Raw genomic sequence first — 21,791 nt, forward strand, 5'->3', positions numbered from 1 at the left:
ACCGTAGATCCTGCGTGCTGCACAAAAATGGGGCAGGTCTTCTGGCTCGAACCTCGGGCGCTGGGCGGGCCTTCCCGCCCCGACAGGGGCAGTGGCATGTTCCGGACAGCTCGGTTCTCACAGCGGCGGGACCGCACGGGATTTACACCCGTTTCCCTATTATCTGCTCTCGCCACAGCGGCGCAAGCAGACCCCACTTTGTTAAATTTTTGTAAATACCGGCCCAAATAGACCAGTTTATAGGCTGATGGTACACGATTTTCCAGAGTTTGTCAACTGCCGGTGACAAGCAAAGCTAGATGGCCCGCACCGGTTTGCCGCTCTTGGCGGCCTGAGCGATGTTGAAGGAGTGGTCGCCGATGCGCTCGAGGTCGTTTAACACCTCGTCGAATACCAGCCCCGACTCGGTGCTGCACTGGTGCTGGCGCAGGCGCACCACGTGGTTATCCTGCGACTGCAGCACCAGCATGTCCACCGTCTCCTCGAGATCGTGCAGCTGGCCCTCCTCACTGTCGGTAAGGCTCTGGCGGCGGAAGGCGCCGATAGAGCGGTCGAAGAGGTAGAGGTCGGTCTCGTAGATGGCCTCAATCTCGTCGATGGCTTTGGCCGAGTAGAGCAACCCCCGGTCGACGAACATCTCGGTGCGCTCGAGCAGGTTGAGCGAGTGGTCGCCGATGCGCTCGATGTCGCTGACTACGTGAAAGATACGGCTGACATACAGCGAGACCGGCGCCGGCAGCTCCTGCCGGGTAGCCTGCACCAAAAACTCGGTAATGCTGTGTTTGAGGTAGTCGATCAGATCCTCCTGGTCGCGGATAAAGCTGGCCTGACTGACATCGTTTTTGAGAAGCCCCTCGGCGGCGCGGACGAAGTTGGCACGGGCGATCTGGCCCATGCGCTCCACTTCTTTTTGCACCTGGGCAGCCATGACGTTGGGCGAGGTGGCGAGGTTTTTGTCGATATACAGCAGGCGGCGCTCGTCCTCGTGCACCTTTTTGGGCACGAAGATGTAGGAGAGCTTGACGATGGTGTTGGTAAAGGGCAGCAGCACCACCGCAGTGACCACTTTAAAGATGATGTGACAGAGCGAGACCTGCACCATGGGCACCGAGGTGATGGACTCGATCGTTTGGGTAAAGGGGGTAAAAATGGTGATGGGCACGAAGATGATGGCGCCCACTACATTGTAGATAAAGTAGACGCAGGCGGCGCGCTTGGCGTTGTTTTTGGCGTTGATGGCCGACAAAAACGGCGGTACCGATGAGCCGATATTGATGCCGCAGATGAGAAAAGAAGCAAAGTGCAGCGGCATGAGCCCCTGTGAGGCCAATGCCTGCAGCACGCCGACTGCCGCCGAAGAGGACTGGATGACCGCACAGAGCACCACGCCCACCAGGAGGCCCACCACCGGATTTTTAGCGGTGGTGATGAACGACTGAAAGGCGGGCACATCTTTGAGGCCGCCCATGGCTCCGCTCATGGTGTGCAGGCCCTGGAACAAAAGGCCGAAGCCCAACACCACCTGGCCGATATGCTTGTGGAGATTTTTTTTGCAGTAGAGCATGGCTACGGCGCCGGCAAAGATGCAAAACGGGGCGATGGCCGAGATATCCAGTGCGATGAGCACGCTGGTGATGGTGGTGCCGATGTTGGCGCCGATGATGACGCCGGTGCCCTGAGCCAGCGTGAGGATGCCGGCGTTGATAAAGCCCATGACCATGACGGTGGTGGCCGACGAGGACTGGATGGCCACCGTGACCAGCATACCCAGCAAAAAGCCGCGGATGGGGGTGCGGGTGAGCTTTTCCATCAGCGCGCTCATCTTGGGGCCGGCCGAGGCCTCGAGCCCATCGCCCATGTATTTCATGCCGAACAAAAAGGAGCCCAGGCCCCCCAGGAGAAGAAGTAGATCGTCTAAACCCATTGTGTTCACCCAATGTCTGCACTTTACAGATCTTTTACCCAAATTTTACACACGCGTACAAATTTATGATACTGTTTTGCGGTGACAAATACAATGGGGTCAGGCCAAAAAGTTACAAAAATCGCGGAATTTCGGCGCGCTGCTTTGGCACTGTGGGCGAGATACGGTCGTTTATTTTAGATCAATGACCATAAAAATGACGGCAATTTTGGTATGATAAATAGAGCGCCCATGAGCGGGCGCTCTATTATACTGGCAATATATCTTCTACATGCAAGACCGGGGGCAGCACAGGTCAGCAGTAGTAGGCCATGGGGGCATAGAAGGTGCAGGCGGTCACCTTGCCGGCAAAGTGCAGCGACAGCTGGACCTTGGCCGCGCCGCGGGGAGCGGTGAAGGTGGCCATTTGGCGCTGGAATTTGGCGGTGACTTTGCAGCCGATATCTTCTTGCTGGGTGTCGAGCACGGCGCCGGAGGCGCTGTAGAACCGAGCCTGCAGCAAGATGTGCGGACCCTCTATCTTGCGCAGGATGTAGCCCCAGCGAATGCGGCGGCCGCCGGTGATCGGCAGCAGCGGGTCGTACTGGTCATAGCCCTGCATATCTGCCGTTTGGGTGATGCTGCAGGTGCGGTTATCGTCGATACAGAAATCGTCGAAGGTGGCTACAGCGCCGGAGAAATAAGCCGGACCGCCGCCGGGGCCGGGGCACCAGCAGGAATTCATGATAAGATTGTTCATAGTGGACGGTCTCTCCTTTACGGTATAGTGGCGATAGAAACAGAGTCGTCCTTACATTGTATGCGCAGGGGGCATAGGCGGTGCGTGCCGGCCCCCGGGCGGGCATGCTGCCAGAGCTACTGCCCGCCCCACGCCTGGGCCAGCCGGGCAACGCCTTGGCGTATCTGCTGCTCGGTGAGACTGCCAAAGCCCAACAGGACCATATCGCCGCTGTAGCGCTGCCTATTCATCCAGTAGCGGGAGACCGGGTACACCCGCACGCCTTGTTCCCGCGCGCGGCTGATCAGCGCATTTTCGCCCAGTGGCGGCGGGGCCTGCAGCAGGATGTGCAGGCCGGCATTTTCGCCGTGGATGGTAAAGTTGGGCAGCGCTTCTTTAAGGCACTGGATGAGCAGGTCGTGCTTTTTGCGGTTGGCGGTACAGGCGCGGCGCAGGTGGGCCTCCCACTGCTCGGAGCCCAAAAACAACTGCAGCACTTTTTGCTCGATGATCGGCACCGAGGCGGGGTGATCGTCGAACTGCTGCTCGTACCGCGCCACCAGCGCCGGCGGCAGTACCAGATAGCTGGCCCGCAGACCGGGCGAGAGGATCTTGGATAAGGTACCCATGTAGATGACCTGGGCGTCGGGCTGGATGCTGGCGATGGAGGGGACCGGCCGGGTGTGATAGCGGAACTCGCTGTCGTAGTCGTCCTCGATGATAAGGCCACCCGTTTGCCGGGCCCAGTGCAGCAGGCACCGCCTTTTTTGGATAGACATGACCGCCCCGGTGGGGAACTGGTGGGACGGGGTGGTGTATACTACCCGTGCCCCGCTGCTGTACAGTGCCGCTACATCCAGCCCGTCTTTTTCTACCGGGACGGGCAAAACGGCAAAGCCACATTTTGAAAAGGTGTCGCGGGCGTTGGGGTAGCCGGGGTCTTCTACCGCGACGTGCCGGTGCAGCGGCAGCAGCAGCTGGCCCAAGAAGCCCAGCGCACAGGTGGTGCCGGCGCAGAGCATGACCTGATCGGGGGCACACTGCACCCCGCGGGCGCGGCGCAAATACTGGCAGATCTCCCACCGCAGGCTGTAGTCGCCTTTTCCGCTGCCGTAGACAGAAAAATCCTCTGGTGACAGTTCGGCCAGCGCCTGCGCAGTGAGCCGCCGCCACAGATTTAAAGGAAAATCGCGGGCGTCGAGATGGCCGTACTGGAAGTCGCAGAGCAGGCCGCCGGCGGCGGGTGGCGGCGGCGGTACCGGGCGTGCTTTGGGGGCAGTGCCGGGCCGGGGCGCAAGCGCGAGCTGCGGGATCTTTTGTACGATGTGGCCGCTGCCGGGACGGCTGGCCACATACCCCTCGACTGCCAACTGGGCGTAAGCGCTCTCGACGGTGTTGCGGCCCACCGCCAGCTCGGCGGACAGTGACCGGGTAGAGGGCAACCGCTGCCCCGGCGGCAGCTGGCCGGCGGTGATCTGGTCGCGTATCTGGCGGTATATCTGCATATAAAGCGGTTGTTTATCTTCCTCTTTTAGCAAGATGAGCACGGTGCTCTCCTTTCAACTGGGTCCTATAAATTTCTAGAAACTGGCTCTTTTGATATAGCCAATTATACCGTATACTGAGCTTGTAAAACAACCGGTCTACAGTGATCAAGGAGGAAAAAATATGCTGGATAAAAAACTGTTTGATATCTTGGCCCATGACGGTATCGTGGCCATCGCCACCTGCTGCGATAACGTCCCCCATGTGGTAAACACCTGGCACAACTACGTAAACGTGACCGAGGACGGCCGTCTGCTCATCCCCGCCGGCGGTATGGCTGAGACCGAGCGCAACATCGCGGCCAACAACAAGATCGTGCTGGCGCTGGGCAGCAGCCAGGTAGAGGGGCTCTCGGGCTCGCTGGGCGCCGGGTTCTGCATCGAGGGCACCGCCAAATTTTTGAGTGAAGGCGCCGACTACGATATGATGCACGAAAAATTCAGCTGGCTGAGCCGCGTATTGGAAGTGACAGTGACCAGCATGAAAGAGACGATGTAGGCAGATTTCGTTTTCTGTTTATAAAACGAGGTATACCCGCTGGGTATACCTCGTTTTTCTGTGTGAAAAAGTGAGCACTATATGAGATCGCTTTGCCAGACTGCGCTATGCAGGGTTTGGCGAGAAGGCCAAATAAGCGGCCGTACAGACTACCTCTATCAGGCGTTCGCTTGTATGGTATCACCGTATGGCTGTCTGATATGATCGCTTCGCTTGGGAAAGTGACGGTGTAATTTGAGATACGATCCCGCAGCATCGGGTGTGGCGAAATATATACAAGGTTGCTCTCTCACAGCAAAATGCAGCGCTCTTCGTAAAATGTTGGCTATCATTTTTGACGGTCATACTCTGCCCCCCACATCCAGTTATCATTTATTCCAGTGGTGTATACACCCGAAAAGGGCCTTCTGCGCGATTTCCGAGCATATCGCATACTGAAAAATGATACTGACCGTCTGGGATCTGGAAGTACGCGATCCCCGCGCTTTCATCGATGGTATCTGCCCCATAATGCTGTCCCTCTGCCGATATGAGGGATAGGGTCGCCCAATCCACACCGCTGCAGTCGGAGATCTGCACCGCCGCTACGCCGGTCTCGTCCCAGCTCTTCATGATCTGGGGCGCCTGCAGATCGCCGTCGCCAACTAATATTTCTTTGGTGCTCATCCGACCGTTCATTCCTCGGGCTATAATGGTCCCCGGGCCGGGCGCCGCCGGTGAAAGTACAAACCGGCCTTTTTCCTCCTGTAAAAAAAGTGTCTCTCCCTGAGCAGTCTGCAATGCCAATTGCTCGGCTCCACGAGCCTGAACAGTGATCTGTGCGCCGCCTCCAATCGGGGTACTGTCTGCTTTTATGATCTCTGGATGGGGAAAGAATGCCACAGCTGCAGCTATCCCGATGATACCGGTCCCCGCCAATGCGGCAACAGGCAGCGGAATTTGCTGAAATGGTTTTGGCGAGAGAGACCCCAACTGTTTTGCCGATCGGGAAAGCACCCATCCCACGGGGAAAAATACCGGCAGGAAGTCTCTCATTTTCCGCTTTAACTGTTTTCTCGCCAGCTGCAACTGCCGTTTGGCCGTACTCAAAGAGCACCCCATCTGCCGCGCCACTTGCTGCAGAGGCAGACCCTGATAGTACTTCAGCACCACCGCCTGACGCTGTCTTTCCGGCAGGTCTGATACTGCTTGACGAAGGGCGGCTTCCCGCTCGCGTTTCAGGGCAGTCTCTTCCGGCTGTACCAACAGATCACTGTCGGGCAGTCCTTCCAAGTCCTCCGCTCCCCGACCGGCACGTCTACTCTCTACACGGCGCAGGTTTTGACAGCACAAAAAGGTAGCGCGGTTCAGAAAAGCTACCAGCGTCTGGGGGTTATGTATCTCATCTATCCTGCGGTAGAGCGTCAGGTAGCTCTCCTGCACGGCCTCCTCAGCCAGAGTCTGGTTCTTGAGCAGTATCTCCGCCTGTACCAATTGCGCATATACGGTGGAGCGATACAGTTTGGTGAATGCCTCTTTATCCCCTTCACGCGTCCTTTTCAGAAGGGCGCCCAATTGCTGGTATGTCAGATCTTCCTGCATTTTCCACCTCGCAAAATATTGTCGTATTTTAGCGATGAGTGTACACTATTTTATAACCAAAAACAAGGAAAGAGAGCCAATGGAAAAATTTTTATAGAAACTTTCATCTTTTGTCGGCCATATATCGTTCTTCGTACATTTGTAAATGAAGGGGAAAATTATTTCGCGAGTTGAAAATGAAAAAAGGATGTGTTTTTAGATGCGACATCATGTACGAAGGCAAGTTTGGCGAAGGACAGCGGCACTGCTTTTGGCGGGGGTCTTGACTTTTTCTGCCTTTCCCGTTCTGGCTGAGGAGGGAGGAGAGGAAAAACCGGCTGATAACGAGGTGGTGCAGTGCGAGGATCTAAATGAAATATTTGAAATGATTTCCACTACCAACAAAGTAGGTGTGATTGACGGCAACAGTATCTATTTAGCTGACTACGCACACTGGAGTTCGTCGGGCAGGGGTAGTTGTGGAACATCTTTTGCGGGTAAGGGCCAAATATCCATGAAAGCCAGTTGGTCATTTGATGTTTCCTTTACCATTGAGGATGCTGACGGCAGTCACTGTAACTACGGCAATATAGAACTGTCAAACAATCAAACGAGTTTTTTGTGCTTTGCCGCAGGTAAAGTTGGCGGAACCAAACGCTTGACCGTACTTACCACTCCTGGTGATGATTATAAAACCGAAAAAGACTTGGCCGATACTGATTTTGGAAAAGATAAACTCTACAATCTCTCTTACGATAAAACGACCAATACCTTTACTCTGCAATATAGCGATAAGTCTCTCATCTACCGAAATCCATATACAGATGAAAAGCTGTACGTAAGGTTATCGGGCTCAATGGATAATAGTGGCTCTACAACTGCGCCCACCAAAGGTCAAATCTCGGCGGTATTTAGCCGTGCGGCCTATACCGACTACATACCTGTCTTTGTGGAGACCACCCTATTGGATGAAAACGGCGATGCCTTTCCTGAGGGGACGGTCATCCAAGACGGCACCGCGGTCACCATTCAGGCCAAGGTGAAAAACGGCTATGAAAATGGCGGCACCGTCCAGTGCCACCTACAGCTCTCCGACAACAAGGATTACCCCACTGCCGGTCTCTCATTCCCAGCTACGGCCGAGCAGACAGTGACCATCGACGGGGTGACCGTTTCAGACGTGAACATCACCGGTGAAGGTATTCCTTTTGACTGCTCCCCCACCGAGACGGTCATTACCTACAGGGCGGTGGTGGACAATCCCGATGGCGCTGCCGTCACCGTGGGGCAGATGATGCTGGACGACTTCTTCCAGTCCAAGCGCCATTCTGGCGATACGTTGATCCCCCCCATCGAACTGGTGCCTCTGGACCCCGACAAGCCGATAGAGGAGCAGGGCGAGGCCGGCAAGGACTACCACTACACCCGCACCCCGGCCAATGAAAACGGCTGGAACAACGCCGACGTGTCCATCGTCTTTTTCCCGGGTGATTTCAGCGAGTTTCACATTGTGGACAACAAGAATGTAACGGATGTACATTACCTGACACCGGACAACACGCACAAGGCCTTTACCGACGAACAGGCTGGTAAAGAGCTGGGCCTGCAGGCCCACAACCCCACCACCGGAGAGATGTCTACTCTAAAAGATGATACCGTCAAGATAGACAAGACCGCCCCTGCCCTCACTGCCGGGGCGAGTGGGGCGCTGACCTTAACGGACGGTTTGGCCGGCGTTTGGAAGCTGGAGCGCTACGACGCGGCCAGCAAGAGCTGGGTCACTGCGCAGGAATACGCTTTGACTGAGGGAAACGGAGCGGCCAGCCAGAACCATACGGCCACCCAGAACGGCAAATATCGGGTGGTAGACGCGGCGGGGAACGCCTCCATCGCCCAAGCGGTGACGGTCAACGACCCGCCTGCCGTTACCCCCTCCGACCCCAATGCCTCTCTGCCGGACCCCGAGCAGAACACCGACGAGAACGGACTCACCCATGCAGTGATTACGGATAGCATGCAAGAGTACCTCGACAGACAGTCTCCTCTCTATGGTGGCTGTTTCACGCTGGAGGATGCCAAAGACCTGTTTGACGCCCGCTATGGTTTTTCCTCCAATGTGGCCAGAGATGATGGACTGGTCTATCTCTACACGATCGCCCAAAACGGCAAAGATGTCACTGGTGAAGGGGTAAACACCACCCAGGCCGGTTCTTTCACCGTCACCTGTGTGGTCACTGACGCGGACGGCAACACCACCACCGTCATTCTAACCGACATGCTCATCGACCGCTCAGCACCACCGGTAGTGGACTGGGGGGCGGACCCCAACCCGCCAGTAGGACCTTCTTTTGACCCCCTCAAGCCTACCCCCAGACCTGTTGTCAAAGAGGACGCGGAAACTGGCAAAAAGCACGCTTACATCTATGACACTGTAACAGAGCAAGTAAAAGAACCGGGCGCTTACAGTGGCAAACTTACTGCAGCGGTGGCCAAACAGATCCTCGCTGGCCGCTACCAGTTTGGCACTGCTCAGGGAGATGGGGTGCTCAACTACGGACCTGTCACCATTACGGTGGACGGCGGAGAGAGCAGCCTGAACACCACTGTGCCCGGCAGTTGTATCATCAGCCAAACGGTGACCGACAGTCAGGGGAACCAGACCACCGTCTACCTCACCTATAATCTGATAGGTAAGAACACGCCGCCAGCCATCGATTACAACCCCGGCGATGAGACTGTGGAACCGGGCAGTGTACTGGCCAGCCCCGAGATCATAGAGGACTGGCAAAACGGCACCAAGTACGCCACTGTAAAGGATAAACTGATACAGGCTATCTTCGATCCTCCCCTGTCTGATGGCTCGCTGGATGGCGGTGAATTGCGCGCCTTCCTTCAAAACCGGTATCAGTTCACTTCCGCCCAACCGGATGGGGCCCTTAAAGAAATTCGATTTGTAATCACGCAAGATGGCAAGGCGGTCGAAGCTATTGACACCACACGACCCGGCGATTATCTCATTACCTATACCCTGGAGGATTCGGCCGGCAACCGCACAACACTATTTTTACAGTACAAATTGGTGTTGAGAGAAGTAGAGTCAGATCTACAGGACAGCGGCAATATCTCTGATGGAAGTGGGCATCCAAATACCGGCGACAGCACATCCAGCGGTTGGCGACACGGCAGCCCCTCCCGCTGTCTCATTCATTGGCTCCTTCTCGGCTTGGCCCTGACCGCCCTACTCTATACGTTCATGCGCGTTCGACAGATGGAGAAACAGGAGGAACAGCTCGATGAGATTATCTGATTTTATTGTCTATACGCTCATTCTCGCCTTAGGCGTCGTTCTTTTTATCCTGTCCAGCTGTCAATGGGACTTTTTGGGGCTGCTTGTTCTGCTGATCGCCGTGCTGGGCGGCAGTGGATACCTTATCAAGCACTACGACCGACCATAACGCTGTCAAAAGGCCCGCTGACCCGGGTCGGCTGCACCCTCTATTTGATATGACTGAGTTTGGTCCAGATGCCTATTGACAAAAGCGAGAGGTTCTGGCGCATCGCCTCTTTTTACTTATTCGGGGCCCAAAGATGAGCCAAGATGACACACATAAACGCTGCCCTCTTGCGTATTTGCATATGCGGCTATATAAGCATGTAAAAAGCCGCTCGACAATACCTGTCGAGCGGCTTTTGGCTGGGCCGGCTGGATTCGAACCAGCGGAATGACGGAGTCAAAGTCCGTTGCCTTACCCCTTGGCGACGGCCCAATAGAAAAGGCTGCGTAATGATTACACAGCCTTAGGTGGGGTGGATAGTGGGTCTCGAACCCACGGCCTCCAGAGCCACAATCTGGCGCTCTAGCCTACTGAGCTATACCCACCATATGGCGCGCCTGAAGAGACTCGAACTCCTGACCCACTGCTTAGAAGGCAGTTGCTCTATCCGGCTGAGCTACAGGCGCATACGCGGCAAACGACTGCCTGCAAAACAGGGCCAGGCACGTCCTGGAGCGGGTGATGGGAATCGAACCCACACAACCAGCTTGGAAGGCTGGGATTCTACCATTGAACTACACCCGCACGTTTGCGACGTTTAATATGTTACCATACTATCCGCCGCATGTCAATATATTTTGCCCAAATTGGGGGGAGTTTATCGCTGTGTCGCCAACAAGCTGATCATTTAGACGGGGGTCACCTGCAGGCCGCTCTCGCCGGCAGTGACGGTGATGATCTTGGGCGGATCGGCGTAGTGCTGCACCACGATCTCGCTGACCGGGTCCTCGATCTGGCGGCGAATGACTTTGGCGATAGTGCGGGCACCGGCGTGCTCGGCGTACGCCTCTTTGGCGATGTAAGCCAGCGTGTCGTCGCCATAGGTGAGCGTGATGCCCCGCTTGGCGATCCCCTCGATCAGCTGCTGCATCTGCAGGGCGGCGATCTTTTGATACTGCTCCTCAGTGAGGTTTTTAAAGACGATGATCTCGTCGATACGGCCCAAAAATTCGGGCCGCAAAAATTCGGCCAGCGCCTTGTGGGCGTTCTCGCGGGACACATCGGCCACGGTGCGGCCAAAGCCCAGCGGGTTTTGGTTGCGGTCGCTGCCGGCATTGGAGGTCATGACGATGGTGGTGCGCTCAAAGCTGACCTTGCGGCCGTGGGCATCGGTGATGTGGCCCTCGTCGAGGATCTGCAGCAGGATGTTGAGCACGTCGGGGTGGGCCTTCTCGATCTCGTCGAGCAAAATGACCGAGTAGGGCTTTTGGCGCACCTTTTCGGTGAGCTGGCCGGCCTCGTCGTAGCCCACATAGCCCGGAGGCGAGCCGATGATCTTGGACACCGAGTGCTTCTCCATGTATTCGGACATATCCAGCCGAATGAGCGGGTCGACCGAGTCGAACAGCGTCTCGCTCATGACCTTGACCAGCTCGGTCTTGCCCACGCCGGTGGGGCCCACAAAGATAAACGATGCGGGGCGGCGCTTGCCCGAGAGCTGCACCCGGTGGCGCTGGATAGCTTTGCAGAGCTGGTCGACCGCCTCGTCCTGGCCGATGATGCGGGCCTCGATCTTCTCTTTGAGGTGGGCGACTTTTTGCAGCTCGCTCTCCTTGATCTTGGCGGCGGGGATACCGGTCCACAGCTGGATGACGGTAGCCAGATTGTCCTCGGTCACCGCCACGCTGGTGGCTGCCGGCTCCAGAGCCAGCAGCTCCTCTTTGAGCTGCAGCACGTGTGATTTGACAACCGCCAGCCGCTCGTAATCGATGGTCTCGGCGCTCTCGAGCTCGTTTTGTTCCTGGCGCAACTGATCGTATTCCTTACTCTTGAGCTCGTACTGGGCCAGCTCAGGGCTCTCGAGGGCGGCACAGGCACAGCCCTCGTCGATGAGATCGATGGCCTTGTCGGGCAAAAAGCGGTCGGTGATGTAGCGCTCGCTCATCTCGGTGGCGGCGACCACGATGTTGTCGCTGACCTTGACCTTGTGGTAGGCCTCGTAGTACTTTTTAACGCCTTTGAGCACCTCGATGGTGTCGTCGATAGAGGGCTCCTCCACCTTGACCGGCTGGAAGCGCCGCTCCAGGGCGGAATCTTTCTCGATATACTTGCGGTACTCGGCAAAGGTGGTGGCGCCGATGACCTGGATCTCCCCCCGGGAGAGGGCGGGCTTTAGGATATTGGCGGCGCTCATTGAGCCCTCGGCGTCGCCGGTACCCACCAGGTTGTGCACCTCGTCGATAAACAGGATGACGTTGCCCAGCTTTTTGACCTCGCTGACCAGGCCCTTGATGCGGCTCTCGAACTGGCCGCGGAACTGGGTGCCGGCCACCAGGGCGGTGAGATCGAGCAGATAGACCTCTTTATCGGCCAGGCGGGCGGGCACCTGCCCGGACACGATGCGCTGGGCGATCCCCTCGGCAATGGCCGTTTTGCCCACACCGGGCTCGCCGATGAGACAGGGATTATTTTTTTGACGGCGGGAGAGGATCTGCACCACCCGGTAGATCTCGCGGCTGCGGCCGATGATGTTATCGAGCTTGCCGCCGCGAGCCTTTTCGGTGAGGTTTTCGCAGTAGGCGTCGAGGTATTTGTGCTTGGGGGCCTCCTGCTTGTCGCGCTTTGCCGCGCGGGCTCCGCCCTCCTTTTTCGCGGGGGCCTGCTCGGCGATCTCGCCGTCCTCTTTTTGCCCCTGCTGGAACATATTTAAAAATGGGAAAGTGGCGCTGCCGCCGGGCTCAAAATCGCCGTCCTCCCCCTCCTGCATGCCCGAGAGCTCCATGAGCTGCTCGCTCATGGCCTCGATATCGTCGTCGCCGATGCCCATTTTGTCGAGCAGATCGTTGACCGGTTTGACCCCTAGTTCTTTGGCGCAGGTGAGACACAGCCCCTCGTTGATGGTCTTATCCCCCTCCATGCGGGTCATGAAGACGACAGCCATCCTCTTTTTACAGCGTGAACAAAGCATTTACATATCTCCCAATTTATCAGTACTATCTGCCGGCTACCACGGTGGACAGCCGCACAGCTTTATTGCGGTGTGCCCGGCCGGCACTTGACGTACCGGCTCGGTAATCCCTATTATAACACCGTGTCACCAGTGTGTGTATGAATTTTTTGTTTACTTTTTCAGTCAAATTTGAAATAAAAACTATTTTTCTATTTTTATTGGCGTTTTACAGTACATAAAGGTTGAAAGATCACAGCATGCCGGTGATGCAGCGGTGGCCCTCAAACTTATTAGGAAGAAAGGTTTGATTGGTAACAAATCTCTTTACCGATGTTGTAACCGCCGCGCAGATTTTGTATGATGGATAAAGAAAGTTAACGAAAGGCACTGTGCAGGTATGGGCAGATATCGGATCTTTTCTGCGCCGAACTGCGCATCGGTCGCGGATCGTATGGAGACAAAGCGGCCCATGCCCGGTCGGATCGGCGATCTTATTCAGCATTTTTCACTGCAGCTGCCAATACCTCCCCCAAGACCAGACGGGCGGCGAGCGCTGCACATCTCCCTGTAAAACGCGTAGACCTGATACCGGGCTACCCGCACAGATAAAACTTTTGCGCTCGGTGTCTCGCGAAAAGGCAGCGGGCAAGCTATAGGGTAGGAGTGGAACATGTATGGACTGTGCAGAGAGACAGAGAGCGATCGCAGGCGGCTTTCAAAAATGCCGAAATGCGTTTACCGCCTTGGGCGACGAGACCAGACAACTGATCTTGCTGGTGCTGCTCGAGAGCGATCTATCGGGCGTTCGCGTGGGAGAGATCGCCCAGAAAATACATCTGACCCGGCCGTCTGTGTCGCACCACCTGCAGATCTTAAAGGGGGCAGGCATCGTGTCTATGCGCCGGGAGGGGACTAAAAATTACTATTACTTGAGTGCAGACCAAACGCGGTGGAGAGATCTCGCCACTTTGGTAGAGCTAATCTACGAGAGCGTTCGGCATATCAGCACACAGCCGCACACATCCAGCAGAGGAGGAGAAGTATGATCTTATATTTTTCGGGGACGGGAAACAGCGCCTATGTGGCAGAGCGGATCGGCCGGGTGACCGGGGAACCGGTGGTAGACCTGTTCGAGAAGATCAGGGACCGCGACTTTACGCCGATACACGCCGATGACCATTGGGTGGTGGTGGCGCCCACCTATGCCTGGAGGATCCCCCGCATTTTACAGGAGTGGCTGAAAGAGACGGACCTGAGCGGCAGCCGCAAGCTGTACTTTGTAATGACCTGTGGGGGCAGCGCCGGCAACGCCGGAAAATACCTGCAGAGATTGTGTGCGTCTAAAAAGATGGCGTACTGCGGGTGCTTTCCCATCGTTATGCCGGAAAACTATATCGCCATGTTCACCACCCCTGACAGAGAGGAGGCGCTGGCGGTCATTGACCGGGCGGAGACCGCTATCGATCAGGCGGCCGCCCTGATAGCAGCCGGCGGGACATTCCCGCTGCGACCCGTCACCGTGACCGACCGGCTCAATAGCGGGATCGTAAACGACCTGTTTTACCCGATGTGCGTCCATGCGAAAAAGTTTTATGTAAAGGACAGCTGTATCTCTTGCGGAAAATGCGCCCAGGTGTGCCCGCTGTGCAACATCCGCCTGAAGAGGGGCCGACCGGTGTGGGGCGGAGACTGCACCCACTGTATGGCCTGTATCTGCCGCTGCCCGAGCGCCGCCATCGAGTACGGAAAACACAGCGTGGGGCTGCCGCGCTACACCTGCCCCAAGTAGGCAAAACAGAGAGGATGGCCGACCGGCAATGAACTGCCGGCCGGCCATCTTTTTATGGGGACAACACTGGCCGCACATGGGTAGCTGAACCCGAATACTGCCCGCCAGATCACAGATAAAATGGCTGGTGGTGGTAAAACCAGCTGAACAGCCAGCTGCTCTCGACAGTCTGCCCGTTGAGCACCGGCCAGGCATTTTGAGAGAGAGCCAGCAGCACCCACACCAAAATAGCCAGCAGATACACCCAAAAGGCCCCCTGCAGCACCCCCAGCGCGGCACCTAATACCCGGTTGAGGCCGCCCACCACCGGGATGTAATTGACCACCTGCCCCACACGGGCCACCAGCCGCACCAGGATAAGGGCCAAAGCAAAAATGACGACGAAACAGAGCACGTGCAAAAGCGAGGTGACTACCGGCGCCACCACGTTCTCTTCCAGTGCGCTGGCAAACTGCTGGGTGCCCCCCTGCAGGTCTGCCGCCAATTTGTCTACCGTGTCTTGCCCCTGCTCGGGCAGCAGAGCCTTGATGGGGCCGATAAGGCCGTCTAGCCCGCGCTCGATCGCGGCGGCGGTGTCGGCCGTGTCGGCGGCAAAGCCCTCCATATTTTTAGATATAGCCGACTGTACCGGCTTTTGCGCCACATTTTTATAGAGAAAATTGGCAACCGGTACGCTGACGATATAGGTAAAGAGCAGCGCCAGCACACAGCCGCACAGGGTGATGAGACTGCGCACAAAACCCTGTTTGGCACAGATGACCGCCAGAACGATGACGATCGTAACGGTGATGATATCAAAAACAAAGCCCATGAGATGCCCCCTTTTTATGGGATGATGGTAGCAGATATAGGGTGAAAATATTGCCGCAACTTTGGGCCGAAACGCGAACACAGGCGCGGCGGGCAACGCGCGCCGGCTGAACCCAACGGCTGTGCAGCTGGTATGCCAAAACCCCGGTAGCGGTCATTGCCGCCCGAAAGACATGGATATGGCGGCGATAGAGGACAAACATGCCCCTGGCCATACAGCCCATGTCTCATCTGCTGTTGAGCAGGTATGCCCTCGTGGTCTACCTCACCGGTCCCCGACCGCCGCGGTAAGAGCTGAAGTTATGCCGATATGGCAGCACCGGGCAGGGCGGTGCTGCCCGGTGTTCCGCCGTACAATCGCCAAGAGCGCAGTTTATACCATACGCATTTGGTCGTTTGCGGCCGTAAATAGATCAAGCGATCCCGGGGTATGAGAAATGCGCCGCCGCTGCTATGCGGCGGTGAGGAGCTGTGCTCCGAAGATCGTTTCTCAAACTTTTCGCGCTGCTGGGCGGGGAGATCTTTCTCCGCATCCACCAAATCTAGCTGACCCTTCGCGGCCGAGACAGCTCAAGCAGTCCTGTGACTGTGAGAAACGCGCCACCGCTGCTATGCGGCGGTGAGGAGCTGTGCTCCGAAGAACGTTTCTCACACTTTTTGCACTGCTGGGCGGGGAAAGCTTTCCCCGCATTCATCTGTTTTATCTGACCCTTCGCGGCCGAGACAGCTCAAGCAGCCCTGTGACTGTGAGAAACGCGCCGCCGCTGCTATGCGGCGGTGAGGAACTGCGCTCTGAAGAACGTTTCTCACACTTTTTCCGCTGCTGGGCGGGGAGATCTTTCCCCGCATTCATCTGTTTTATCTGACCTTTCGCGGCCGAGACAGCTCAAGCAGCCCTGTGACTGTGAGAAACGCACCGCCGCTGCTATGCGGTGGTGAAGAGCTGTGCTCCGAAGAGCGTTTCTCACACTTTTCGCGCTGCTGGGCGGGGAGATCTTTCTCTGCATTCATCTGTTTTATCTGACCTTTCGCGCGAAAAGATTATAGAGAGAATTTTTCCAGGCCGTCGCTGGTCTGTACAAATACGGTGTTCCCCTCGGCGCTCATATCCAGACAGAGCTTTTTGATCTGCTCCTCCTTGACCATTTTGCCCTCTTTATCAAACACGCGCAGCGCCTGCTTGCTGAGTATCGCCACCCGGCCAGAATGGGCGTATACCCCCAAGATGTCCTCCTGATAGTCGATCTTACCGGTCACTTTGCAGGTATCGTCAAACAGCAGCACCTGATTGATATGGGTCTGGCTGTTGTCGCCAAAAGCCACGCAAAAATCGCTCTGGCTCAGGTCGGGCAGACTGAGAACACTGCCTTCGTACTCGTAGCTGCCCAGCTTTTTGCCGTCACGGCGCAGGGTGGTGATCTGGCGGTCGCCTACCACTACGACTTTGCTGCCGTAAAACTGTACCCGCAGAGCCATTGTATTTTCAAAAGTGGTCTTGGAGATCTCTTTATCTTTTTTGATGTTGAGCACGTAGACGGTAGTGTTCATCTGCCCGTTTTGGGCGTTGACCGTGTTCACTGCCAGGTAGCCGCTCGCCCCAAAATCTACAGATAGTATATAAGAATCAGACGATGACCATTTGTATATTTGCTGTTTACTGCGGTCATATACCACCACTTCGCCCAGGTAGCGCCCGGAACTGGTGGCCAGCGCCACGTTGCCATTACTATCTACATCGCCGTCGATAATGGTCTGTTCCAGCGTTTTTTGATAGATCTGGGCGGTCTTGGAGTAGAGGGCAAAGGTCTTGCCGCCACGGCCAAATAGCAGCGAGTTGCTGCCGCTGGTCTGGATAGCGCAGTCATCCAGGTTGTGGGGCGTGTTTTTCACCTGTTTGCCCGAGCGGTTATAGGTGATGATATCGGTGTCGGTGATCAGGTTGAGCGAGCCGCTGCCGGCGGCGATATCGCGCGGCACACCGCCGTCGAGCTCCAGCGGAAAACCGGGGCCCGATTGCCAGCTGGCGGTGAAATTTTGCCAGGTGGTGGAGATATTTTCGACGGTGAGATGCTGGCGATTAAAATAGAGCACCGCCACCAGGATCAGCAGCAGGGCCAGAGCGCCCATTTTGCGCAGCTGTTTTTTGCGGTGTTTGCGGCGGCGGGCCACCTCGATATCAGAGAGCGTTGCCATGCTGGTCCCCCTTTATGGGTCAGAGTGTTGTCGGGTGCGGTGCTAGGGCCGGATATCGGGATAAAACACCCGATTGAGGTAGAGGCCCCGGGCGGGAGCGGTATGGCCGGCCAGCGACCGGTCGCCACTATTTAAAATGGTGTCGATACGGTGATGGACGGTACCGGTGTCCAGACCGATGAGCGTACCCACCATGATGCGCACCATGTTGTACAAAAAGCCGTCGGCCCGCACCGTGAAGGTGACCAGGTCGCCACAGCGCTGTACCGAAAAATGGCTGACGGTGCGGGTGGTGTTTTGCTGGTCGGTCTTCTGCGAGCAGAAGGCGCGAAAGTCGTGGGTGCCCACCAGCTGTTGGGCCTGCCGGTGCAGGTCGTCGGCATTTAGGCCAAACCCGCGCACATAGCTGAGCTCCTCATAAAACGGGCTGCCAAAGCGGGTGTCGAGCAATTTGTAGACATACTCTTTTTCGCTGCAGCTGTAGCGGGCGTGAAAGTCGTCGGGCACCTGCTGTGCCCGATAGACCGAGATATCGCCCGGCAGGTGGGCGTTGAGCGCCAGCGGGATCTTGCGGACAGGCATGGGCGACTCGGTGCGGAAGTTGAGACAGTACATGTTGGCATGTACCCCCGCATCGGTGCGGGAGCAGCCCTTGATGTCGTACCGCTGGTGGTAGACAGCCTGAATGGCATCCTGTACCACCTGGATGACCGAGAGCGCATTTTTTTGCACCTGGGAACCGTGGTAGCGGGTGCCTTTATAGCTGAGCGTGAGCAGGATATTGCGCATGGATGCTCCTTTGCCGGATCTGACTATACAAAAGGTATATTTATTTAAAAATATACACAAAGTGGGTCGAACACGACTCCTTTTTGCCGAAAAAACATGTTTTTTGATGTTTCACTTTTACAGCGGCAGATAATTGCACAGGATGATGCCGGCACAGATGAGTGCCATGACCGCTGTGGCCGCCAGGTCTACCCCGCCCATATGCAGCTGTCGCATGCGGGTGCGTCCCTCACCGCCCCGGTAGCAGCGGCACTCCATAGCCAGAGCCAGCTCGTCGGCGCGGCGGAAAGAGGAGACGAAAAGCGGGATGAGGATGGGCACCAGCGCCTTGACCCGCTTGATGAGCCCGCCGGTCTCCATATCGGCGCCGCGGGACTTTTGGGCCGACATGATCTTGTCGGTCTCCTCTACCAGGGTGGGGATAAAGCGCAGGGTGATGGTCATCATCATGGCCAGCTCGTGTACCGGAAAGTGCAGCTTGGCCAGCGGCGCCAGCAGCCGCTCCAGCCCGTCGGTAAGGGCTATGGGCGAGGTGGTATAGGTCAGCAGCGAGGTGCCGGCGATGAGGCAGATGATGCGCACGCTCATGATGGCGGCAAAGTACAGCCCCTGCTGGGTGATGCGGAAGATCCACCAGTGCCACAGCACGTCGCCGCTGATGAAAAACATGTTGAGTATACCGGTGAACAGTACCAGCGGAATGACTGGTTTTAGGCTGCGCAAAATGACCTTGAGCCCGATGTGCGCCAGTTTGTAGCAGAGCACCAGCAGCCCGATGGCCAGCAGATAGCCGGGCAGGCTGTCGGTCAAAAAGAGGACCACGATGTAGGCGATGGTGAGCACCAGTTTGGTGCGGGGGTCCATGCGGTGCAGCGCCGAGTGGCCGGTAAAGTACTGGCCGATGGTGATATCGCGGATCACGGCTTCCCCCCCTCTCTGCCCTGCAGCAGTTTTTGGATCTCGTGCACGCCCTGCTCTACACTGTAGACATTGCGGGGCACCGGATAGCCCCGGTCGGCCAGCTGGATAAAGATCTGGGTGATCTGCGGGATGGACAGGCCGATCTGCCGTATCTGCTGGGCGTGGGAGAACACCGCCTGTACCGTGTCGTACATGAGCACGCCGGTATCGCTCATCACCAGCACTTTAGAGGCGAATTTGGCCACGTCTTCCATGCTGTGTGAGACCAGCAGGATGGTGTTTTTCTTCTCTTGGTGGTAGCGGGTGATGAGCTTTAAGATGGTGTCGCGGCCCCGGGGATCGAGCCCGGCGGTGGGCTCGTCCAAAATGAGGATCTTGGGCTCCATGGCCAGCACGCCGGCAATGGCCGCCCGCCGCTTTTGCCCACCCGACAGCTCGAAGGGGGACTTTTGCAGGTCGGCCGGCGAGAGCTCCACCGCCTCGGCGGCCTGCTTGACGCGACTGTCGATCTCGCTGTCTGAAAGGTCCATGTTGCCCGGGCCAAAGGCGATATCCTTGTATACCGTCTCCTCGAAGAGCTGGTATTCGGGGTACTGGAACACCAGGCCCACGTCAAAGCGCACCTGGCGTATCTGCTCTTTGTGCGCCCAGATATCGCGGCCGTCGATATACACCTTGCCCGAGGTGGGGCGCAGCAGGCCGTTTAAGTGCTGGATAAGGGTGGATTTGCCGCTGCCGGTATGGCCGATGACCCCGACGAACGCGCCCTCCTCGATCTCGATATTGATATCTTTGATGGCGGTGGTCTGGGTGGGCAGGCCGGCGTTGTAGATATAGGTGAGATCTGTTGTTTTGATGATAGCCAAATTCTATGCCTCCAACAGGTGGGCCAGTGCGGTGACGCAGTCGTCTACCGTAAGGATATCGTAGGGCAGCTCTACCCCCTGCCGCCGCAGCTGAAAAGCCAGCTCGGACGGCTGGGGCACATCCAGCCCGATCGCCTGCAGTTCGGTGACGCGGGAGAACACCCGCTGGGGGATATCGTCCATGACCACGGCCCCGTCGTCCATCACCAGCACCCGGTCGGCCTGGGCGGCCTCGTCCATGTAGTGGGTGATGAGCACCACCGTCATGCCCAGCTCGCGGTTGAGGGTGCGGATGGTGGCCAGTATGCGCCGGCGGCCGTGGGGGTCGAGCATGGCGGTGGGCTCGTCGAGCACGATGCAGCGCGGCTGCATGGCCAAAATACCGGCGATGGCCACCCGCTGTTTTTGCCCGCCCGACAGCTGATAGGTAGCCTGCTGGCGATATTTTTGCATATTGACGGTCTCGAGCGCCCAGTCGACCCGGCGGCGTATCTCGGCGGGGGGAACGCCCATGTTCTCGGGGGCGAAAGCCACGTCCTCCTCGACGATGGTGGCCACGATCTGGTTGTCTGGGTTTTGAAACACCATCCCTACGATCTGGCGGATATCGAAGATGCGGTCGTCGTCGCGGGTGTCGATGCCGTCGATGAGCACCTGCCCCGACTCGGGCACCAGAATGCCGTTGAGGTGCTTGGCCAGCGTGGATTTGCCGCAGCCGTTGTGCCCCAGCACAGCCAAAAATTGGCCCTCGGGCACCTCTAAGCTGACCCCGCGCAGCGCCCGGTGGGGTGGCAGCGACTCGTCGCTGGACTGGTAGGAAAACACCAGGTCTTTTACCTGTATGATCGGCTCTTTCACGCGGCTACTCACCTCCCAGCCAGATCGCGGTGTTGCCGCAGGGCAGGGCCAGCCCGGTGTGCTGCACCGGCAGGCCGATCTCGTCGGCGCTTATCTGTCCGCCGAAGCGCGGCTTTACAGTGACCCCCAAAATATGCGCCATCACCGAGGGGGACAGCCCGGTGGTGTAGGAATTGATGGCGAAAAACAGCGGCTCTTTAGACAGCACCCCGGCACACAGCGACACTAGATCGTAGATCGAGTCCTCCAGCTTCCACACCTCGCCGCCGGGGCCGCGCCCATAGGAGGGCGGGTCCATGATGACGGCGTCGTAAAAGCTCTGGCGCCGGATCTCGCGGGCGACAAACTTCTCGCAGTCGTCGACGATCCAGCGGATGGGCCGCTCCTGCAGGCCAGATAGGTCCGCGTTCTCCCGCGACCAGGCCACCATTCCTTTGGAGGCGTCTACGTGGCAGACGCTGGCGCCGGCAGCGGCGCAGGCCAGCGTGGCTCCGCCGGTATAGGCAAACAAGTTGAGCACCCGGATGGGGCGGCCGGCCCGCTCGATGAGCTGGGCGTACAGGTCCCAGTTGACCGCCTGCTCGGGAAATAAGCCGGTGTGTTTAAAGCCGGTGGGAGATATTTTAAAGGTCAGGTCGCGATAGCGTATCTGCCAGCTGTCAGGGAACTTTTTAAACTTCTCCCAGCTGCCGCCCCCCGACTTTGAGCGGTGATACCTGGCCTCGGCCCGGCCCCAGAGCGAGGCGTCTTTTTTGGTATTCCAGATGATCTGCGGGTCGGGCCGCACCAGGATACGGTCGCCCCAGCGCTCCAGCTTTTCGCCGGCCGAGGTGTCGAGTATCTGGTAGTCCTGCCAGTGCTGTGCCAATCTCATGG

At 57.3% G+C, this 21,791-nt stretch carries 17 protein-coding genes, 4 tRNA genes and 1 riboswitch; of the genes, 5 read left to right on the forward strand and 16 right to left on the reverse strand.

Going from position 1 to position 21,791, the window contains the following annotated elements:
- Positions 1–14: 14 nt before the first annotated feature.
- A riboswitch (cobalamin riboswitch) is annotated at positions 15–211 on the reverse strand.
- Positions 212–295: 84 nt separating this feature from the next.
- The 3 genes from C6Y32_RS10825 to pdxR form a co-directional block, all read right to left on the reverse strand.
- The gene (locus C6Y32_RS10825; RefSeq protein ID WP_105205279.1) at positions 296–1,924 is read right to left on the reverse strand and encodes a Na/Pi cotransporter family protein; all 1,629 of its coding nucleotides are present in this window, start codon (positions 1,922–1,924) and stop codon (positions 296–298) included.
- A gap of 295 nt (positions 1,925–2,219) precedes the next feature.
- Positions 2,220–2,663 (reverse strand): hypothetical protein, encoded by a 444-nt coding sequence (locus tag C6Y32_RS10830; protein ID WP_105205280.1) that lies wholly within the window; start codon positions 2,661–2,663, stop codon positions 2,220–2,222.
- Between the two features lie 116 nt (positions 2,664–2,779).
- A complete protein-coding gene (gene pdxR, locus C6Y32_RS10835) occupies positions 2,780–4,189 on the reverse strand; it encodes a MocR-like pyridoxine biosynthesis transcription factor PdxR (RefSeq protein ID WP_243562708.1) in 1,410 nt (469 codons plus the stop codon).
- Positions 4,190–4,310: 121 nt separating this feature from the next.
- Here pdxR and C6Y32_RS10840 point away from each other — a divergent pair, with 121 nt between their 5' ends.
- Positions 4,311–4,685 (forward strand): pyridoxamine 5'-phosphate oxidase family protein, encoded by a 375-nt coding sequence (locus C6Y32_RS10840; RefSeq protein WP_105205281.1) that lies wholly within the window; start codon positions 4,311–4,313, stop codon positions 4,683–4,685.
- Between the two features lie 372 nt (positions 4,686–5,057).
- On the opposite strand, the gene C6Y32_RS10845 is transcribed toward C6Y32_RS10840, so the two are convergent.
- Positions 5,058–6,266, reverse strand: a complete 1,209-nt coding sequence (locus tag C6Y32_RS10845) for an RNA polymerase sigma factor (protein WP_105205282.1) — start codon at positions 6,264–6,266, stop codon at positions 5,058–5,060.
- 493 nt (positions 6,267–6,759) lie between these two features.
- Between C6Y32_RS10845 and C6Y32_RS10850 the strand changes: the two genes are divergently transcribed.
- Together C6Y32_RS10850 and C6Y32_RS15415 are read left to right on the forward strand one after the other, a co-directional pair.
- A complete protein-coding gene (locus C6Y32_RS10850; protein WP_129589434.1) occupies positions 6,760–9,552 on the forward strand; it encodes a DUF5011/hyalin repeat domain-containing protein in 2,793 nt (930 codons plus the stop codon).
- Positions 9,539–9,700, forward strand: coding sequence for a hypothetical protein (locus tag C6Y32_RS15415; protein WP_164998238.1), 162 nt, complete (start codon positions 9,539–9,541; stop codon positions 9,698–9,700). The genes C6Y32_RS10850 and C6Y32_RS15415 overlap by 14 nt, the downstream gene beginning before the upstream one ends.
- A gap of 236 nt (positions 9,701–9,936) precedes the next feature.
- Here C6Y32_RS15415 and C6Y32_RS10855 read toward each other — a convergent pair.
- The 5 genes from C6Y32_RS10855 to C6Y32_RS10875 form a co-directional block, all read right to left on the reverse strand.
- A tRNA-Gln gene (locus C6Y32_RS10855) sits at positions 9,937–10,012 on the reverse strand.
- 36 nt (positions 10,013–10,048) lie between these two features.
- Positions 10,049–10,125 (reverse strand) — tRNA-His (locus tag C6Y32_RS10860).
- Positions 10,126–10,129: 4 nt separating this feature from the next.
- A tRNA-Arg gene (locus tag C6Y32_RS10865) sits at positions 10,130–10,206 on the reverse strand.
- A gap of 44 nt (positions 10,207–10,250) precedes the next feature.
- Positions 10,251–10,324 (reverse strand) — tRNA-Gly (locus C6Y32_RS10870).
- A 103-nt stretch (positions 10,325–10,427) separates the two neighbouring features.
- Positions 10,428–12,707, reverse strand: a complete 2,280-nt coding sequence (locus C6Y32_RS10875) for an ATP-dependent Clp protease ATP-binding subunit (protein WP_105205284.1) — start codon at positions 12,705–12,707, stop codon at positions 10,428–10,430.
- A gap of 656 nt (positions 12,708–13,363) precedes the next feature.
- Here C6Y32_RS10875 and C6Y32_RS10880 point away from each other — a divergent pair.
- Together C6Y32_RS10880 and C6Y32_RS10885 are read left to right on the forward strand one after the other, a co-directional pair.
- Entirely contained in the window at positions 13,364–13,735 is a 372-nt protein-coding gene (locus tag C6Y32_RS10880; RefSeq protein WP_105205285.1) for an ArsR/SmtB family transcription factor, read from the forward strand.
- On the forward strand, positions 13,732–14,478 hold the full coding sequence (locus C6Y32_RS10885; protein WP_105205286.1) for an EFR1 family ferrodoxin: 747 nt from the start codon (positions 13,732–13,734) through the stop codon (positions 14,476–14,478). Before C6Y32_RS10880 ends, C6Y32_RS10885 begins: the two co-directional genes overlap by 4 nt.
- A 109-nt stretch (positions 14,479–14,587) precedes the next feature.
- On the opposite strand, the gene C6Y32_RS10890 is transcribed toward C6Y32_RS10885, so the two are convergent.
- From C6Y32_RS10890 to C6Y32_RS10920, 7 genes are all read right to left on the reverse strand, one after another.
- On the reverse strand, positions 14,588–15,289 hold the full coding sequence (locus C6Y32_RS10890) for a CvpA family protein (RefSeq protein WP_105205287.1): 702 nt from the start codon (positions 15,287–15,289) through the stop codon (positions 14,588–14,590).
- A gap of 1,040 nt (positions 15,290–16,329) precedes the next feature.
- On the reverse strand, positions 16,330–17,481 hold the full coding sequence (locus tag C6Y32_RS10895; RefSeq protein ID WP_105205288.1) for a DUF5711 family protein: 1,152 nt from the start codon (positions 17,479–17,481) through the stop codon (positions 16,330–16,332).
- Positions 17,482–17,523: 42 nt separating this feature from the next.
- Entirely contained in the window at positions 17,524–18,270 is a 747-nt protein-coding gene (gene truA / locus C6Y32_RS10900) for a tRNA pseudouridine(38-40) synthase TruA (RefSeq protein ID WP_105205289.1), read from the reverse strand.
- Between the two features lie 117 nt (positions 18,271–18,387).
- Positions 18,388–19,191, reverse strand: a complete 804-nt coding sequence (locus C6Y32_RS10905) for an energy-coupling factor transporter transmembrane component T family protein (protein ID WP_105205290.1) — start codon at positions 19,189–19,191, stop codon at positions 18,388–18,390.
- Complete coding sequence (locus C6Y32_RS10910) at positions 19,188–20,057, reverse strand: energy-coupling factor transporter ATPase (protein WP_105205291.1); 870 nt, start codon at positions 20,055–20,057, stop codon at positions 19,188–19,190. Before C6Y32_RS10910 ends, C6Y32_RS10905 begins: the two co-directional genes overlap by 4 nt.
- Positions 20,058–20,060: 3 nt before the next feature.
- Positions 20,061–20,915 carry an energy-coupling factor transporter ATPase gene (locus C6Y32_RS10915; protein WP_105205292.1) on the reverse strand — a complete coding sequence of 285 codons (855 nt, stop codon included), beginning with the start codon at positions 20,913–20,915 and terminating at the stop codon, positions 20,061–20,063.
- A 4-nt stretch (positions 20,916–20,919) separates the two neighbouring features.
- Positions 20,920–21,789, reverse strand: coding sequence for a class I SAM-dependent methyltransferase (locus C6Y32_RS10920; RefSeq protein ID WP_105205293.1), 870 nt, complete (start codon positions 21,787–21,789; stop codon positions 20,920–20,922).
- Positions 21,790–21,791: the final 2 nt, after the last annotated feature.

This window comes from Neobittarella massiliensis (ex Bilen et al. 2018), assembly GCF_900289145.1.
Taxonomy (GTDB): domain Bacteria; phylum Bacillota; class Clostridia; order Oscillospirales; family Ruminococcaceae; genus Neobittarella; species Neobittarella massiliensis.

Bases quoted from the DNA above. Each gene is read 5' to 3' on its own strand.
- C6Y32_RS10825 (WP_105205279.1), bottom strand. From the start codon at position 1,924: ATGGGTTTAGACGATCTACTTCTTCTCCTGGGGGGCCTGGGCTCCTTT.
- C6Y32_RS10830 (WP_105205280.1), bottom strand. From the start codon at position 2,663: ATGAACAATCTTATCATGAATTCCTGCTGGTGCCCCGGCCCCGGCGGC.
- C6Y32_RS10840 (WP_105205281.1), top strand. From the start codon at position 4,311: ATGCTGGATAAAAAACTGTTTGATATCTTGGCCCATGACGGTATCGTG.
- C6Y32_RS10845 (WP_105205282.1), bottom strand. From the start codon at position 6,266: ATGCAGGAAGATCTGACATACCAGCAATTGGGCGCCCTTCTGAAAAGG.
- C6Y32_RS10850 (WP_129589434.1), top strand. From the start codon at position 6,760: ATGAAAGCCAGTTGGTCATTTGATGTTTCCTTTACCATTGAGGATGCT.
- C6Y32_RS15415 (WP_164998238.1), top strand. From the start codon at position 9,539: ATGAGATTATCTGATTTTATTGTCTATACGCTCATTCTCGCCTTAGGC.
- C6Y32_RS10875 (WP_105205284.1), bottom strand. From the start codon at position 12,707: ATGCTTTGTTCACGCTGTAAAAAGAGGATGGCTGTCGTCTTCATGACC.
- C6Y32_RS10880 (WP_105205285.1), top strand. From the start codon at position 13,364: ATGGACTGTGCAGAGAGACAGAGAGCGATCGCAGGCGGCTTTCAAAAA.
- C6Y32_RS10885 (WP_105205286.1), top strand. From the start codon at position 13,732: ATGATCTTATATTTTTCGGGGACGGGAAACAGCGCCTATGTGGCAGAG.
- C6Y32_RS10890 (WP_105205287.1), bottom strand. From the start codon at position 15,289: ATGGGCTTTGTTTTTGATATCATCACCGTTACGATCGTCATCGTTCTG.
- C6Y32_RS10895 (WP_105205288.1), bottom strand. From the start codon at position 17,481: ATGGCAACGCTCTCTGATATCGAGGTGGCCCGCCGCCGCAAACACCGC.
- truA (WP_105205289.1), bottom strand. From the start codon at position 18,270: ATGCGCAATATCCTGCTCACGCTCAGCTATAAAGGCACCCGCTACCAC.
- C6Y32_RS10920 (WP_105205293.1), bottom strand. From the start codon at position 21,789: ATGAGATTGGCACAGCACTGGCAGGACTACCAGATACTCGACACCTCG.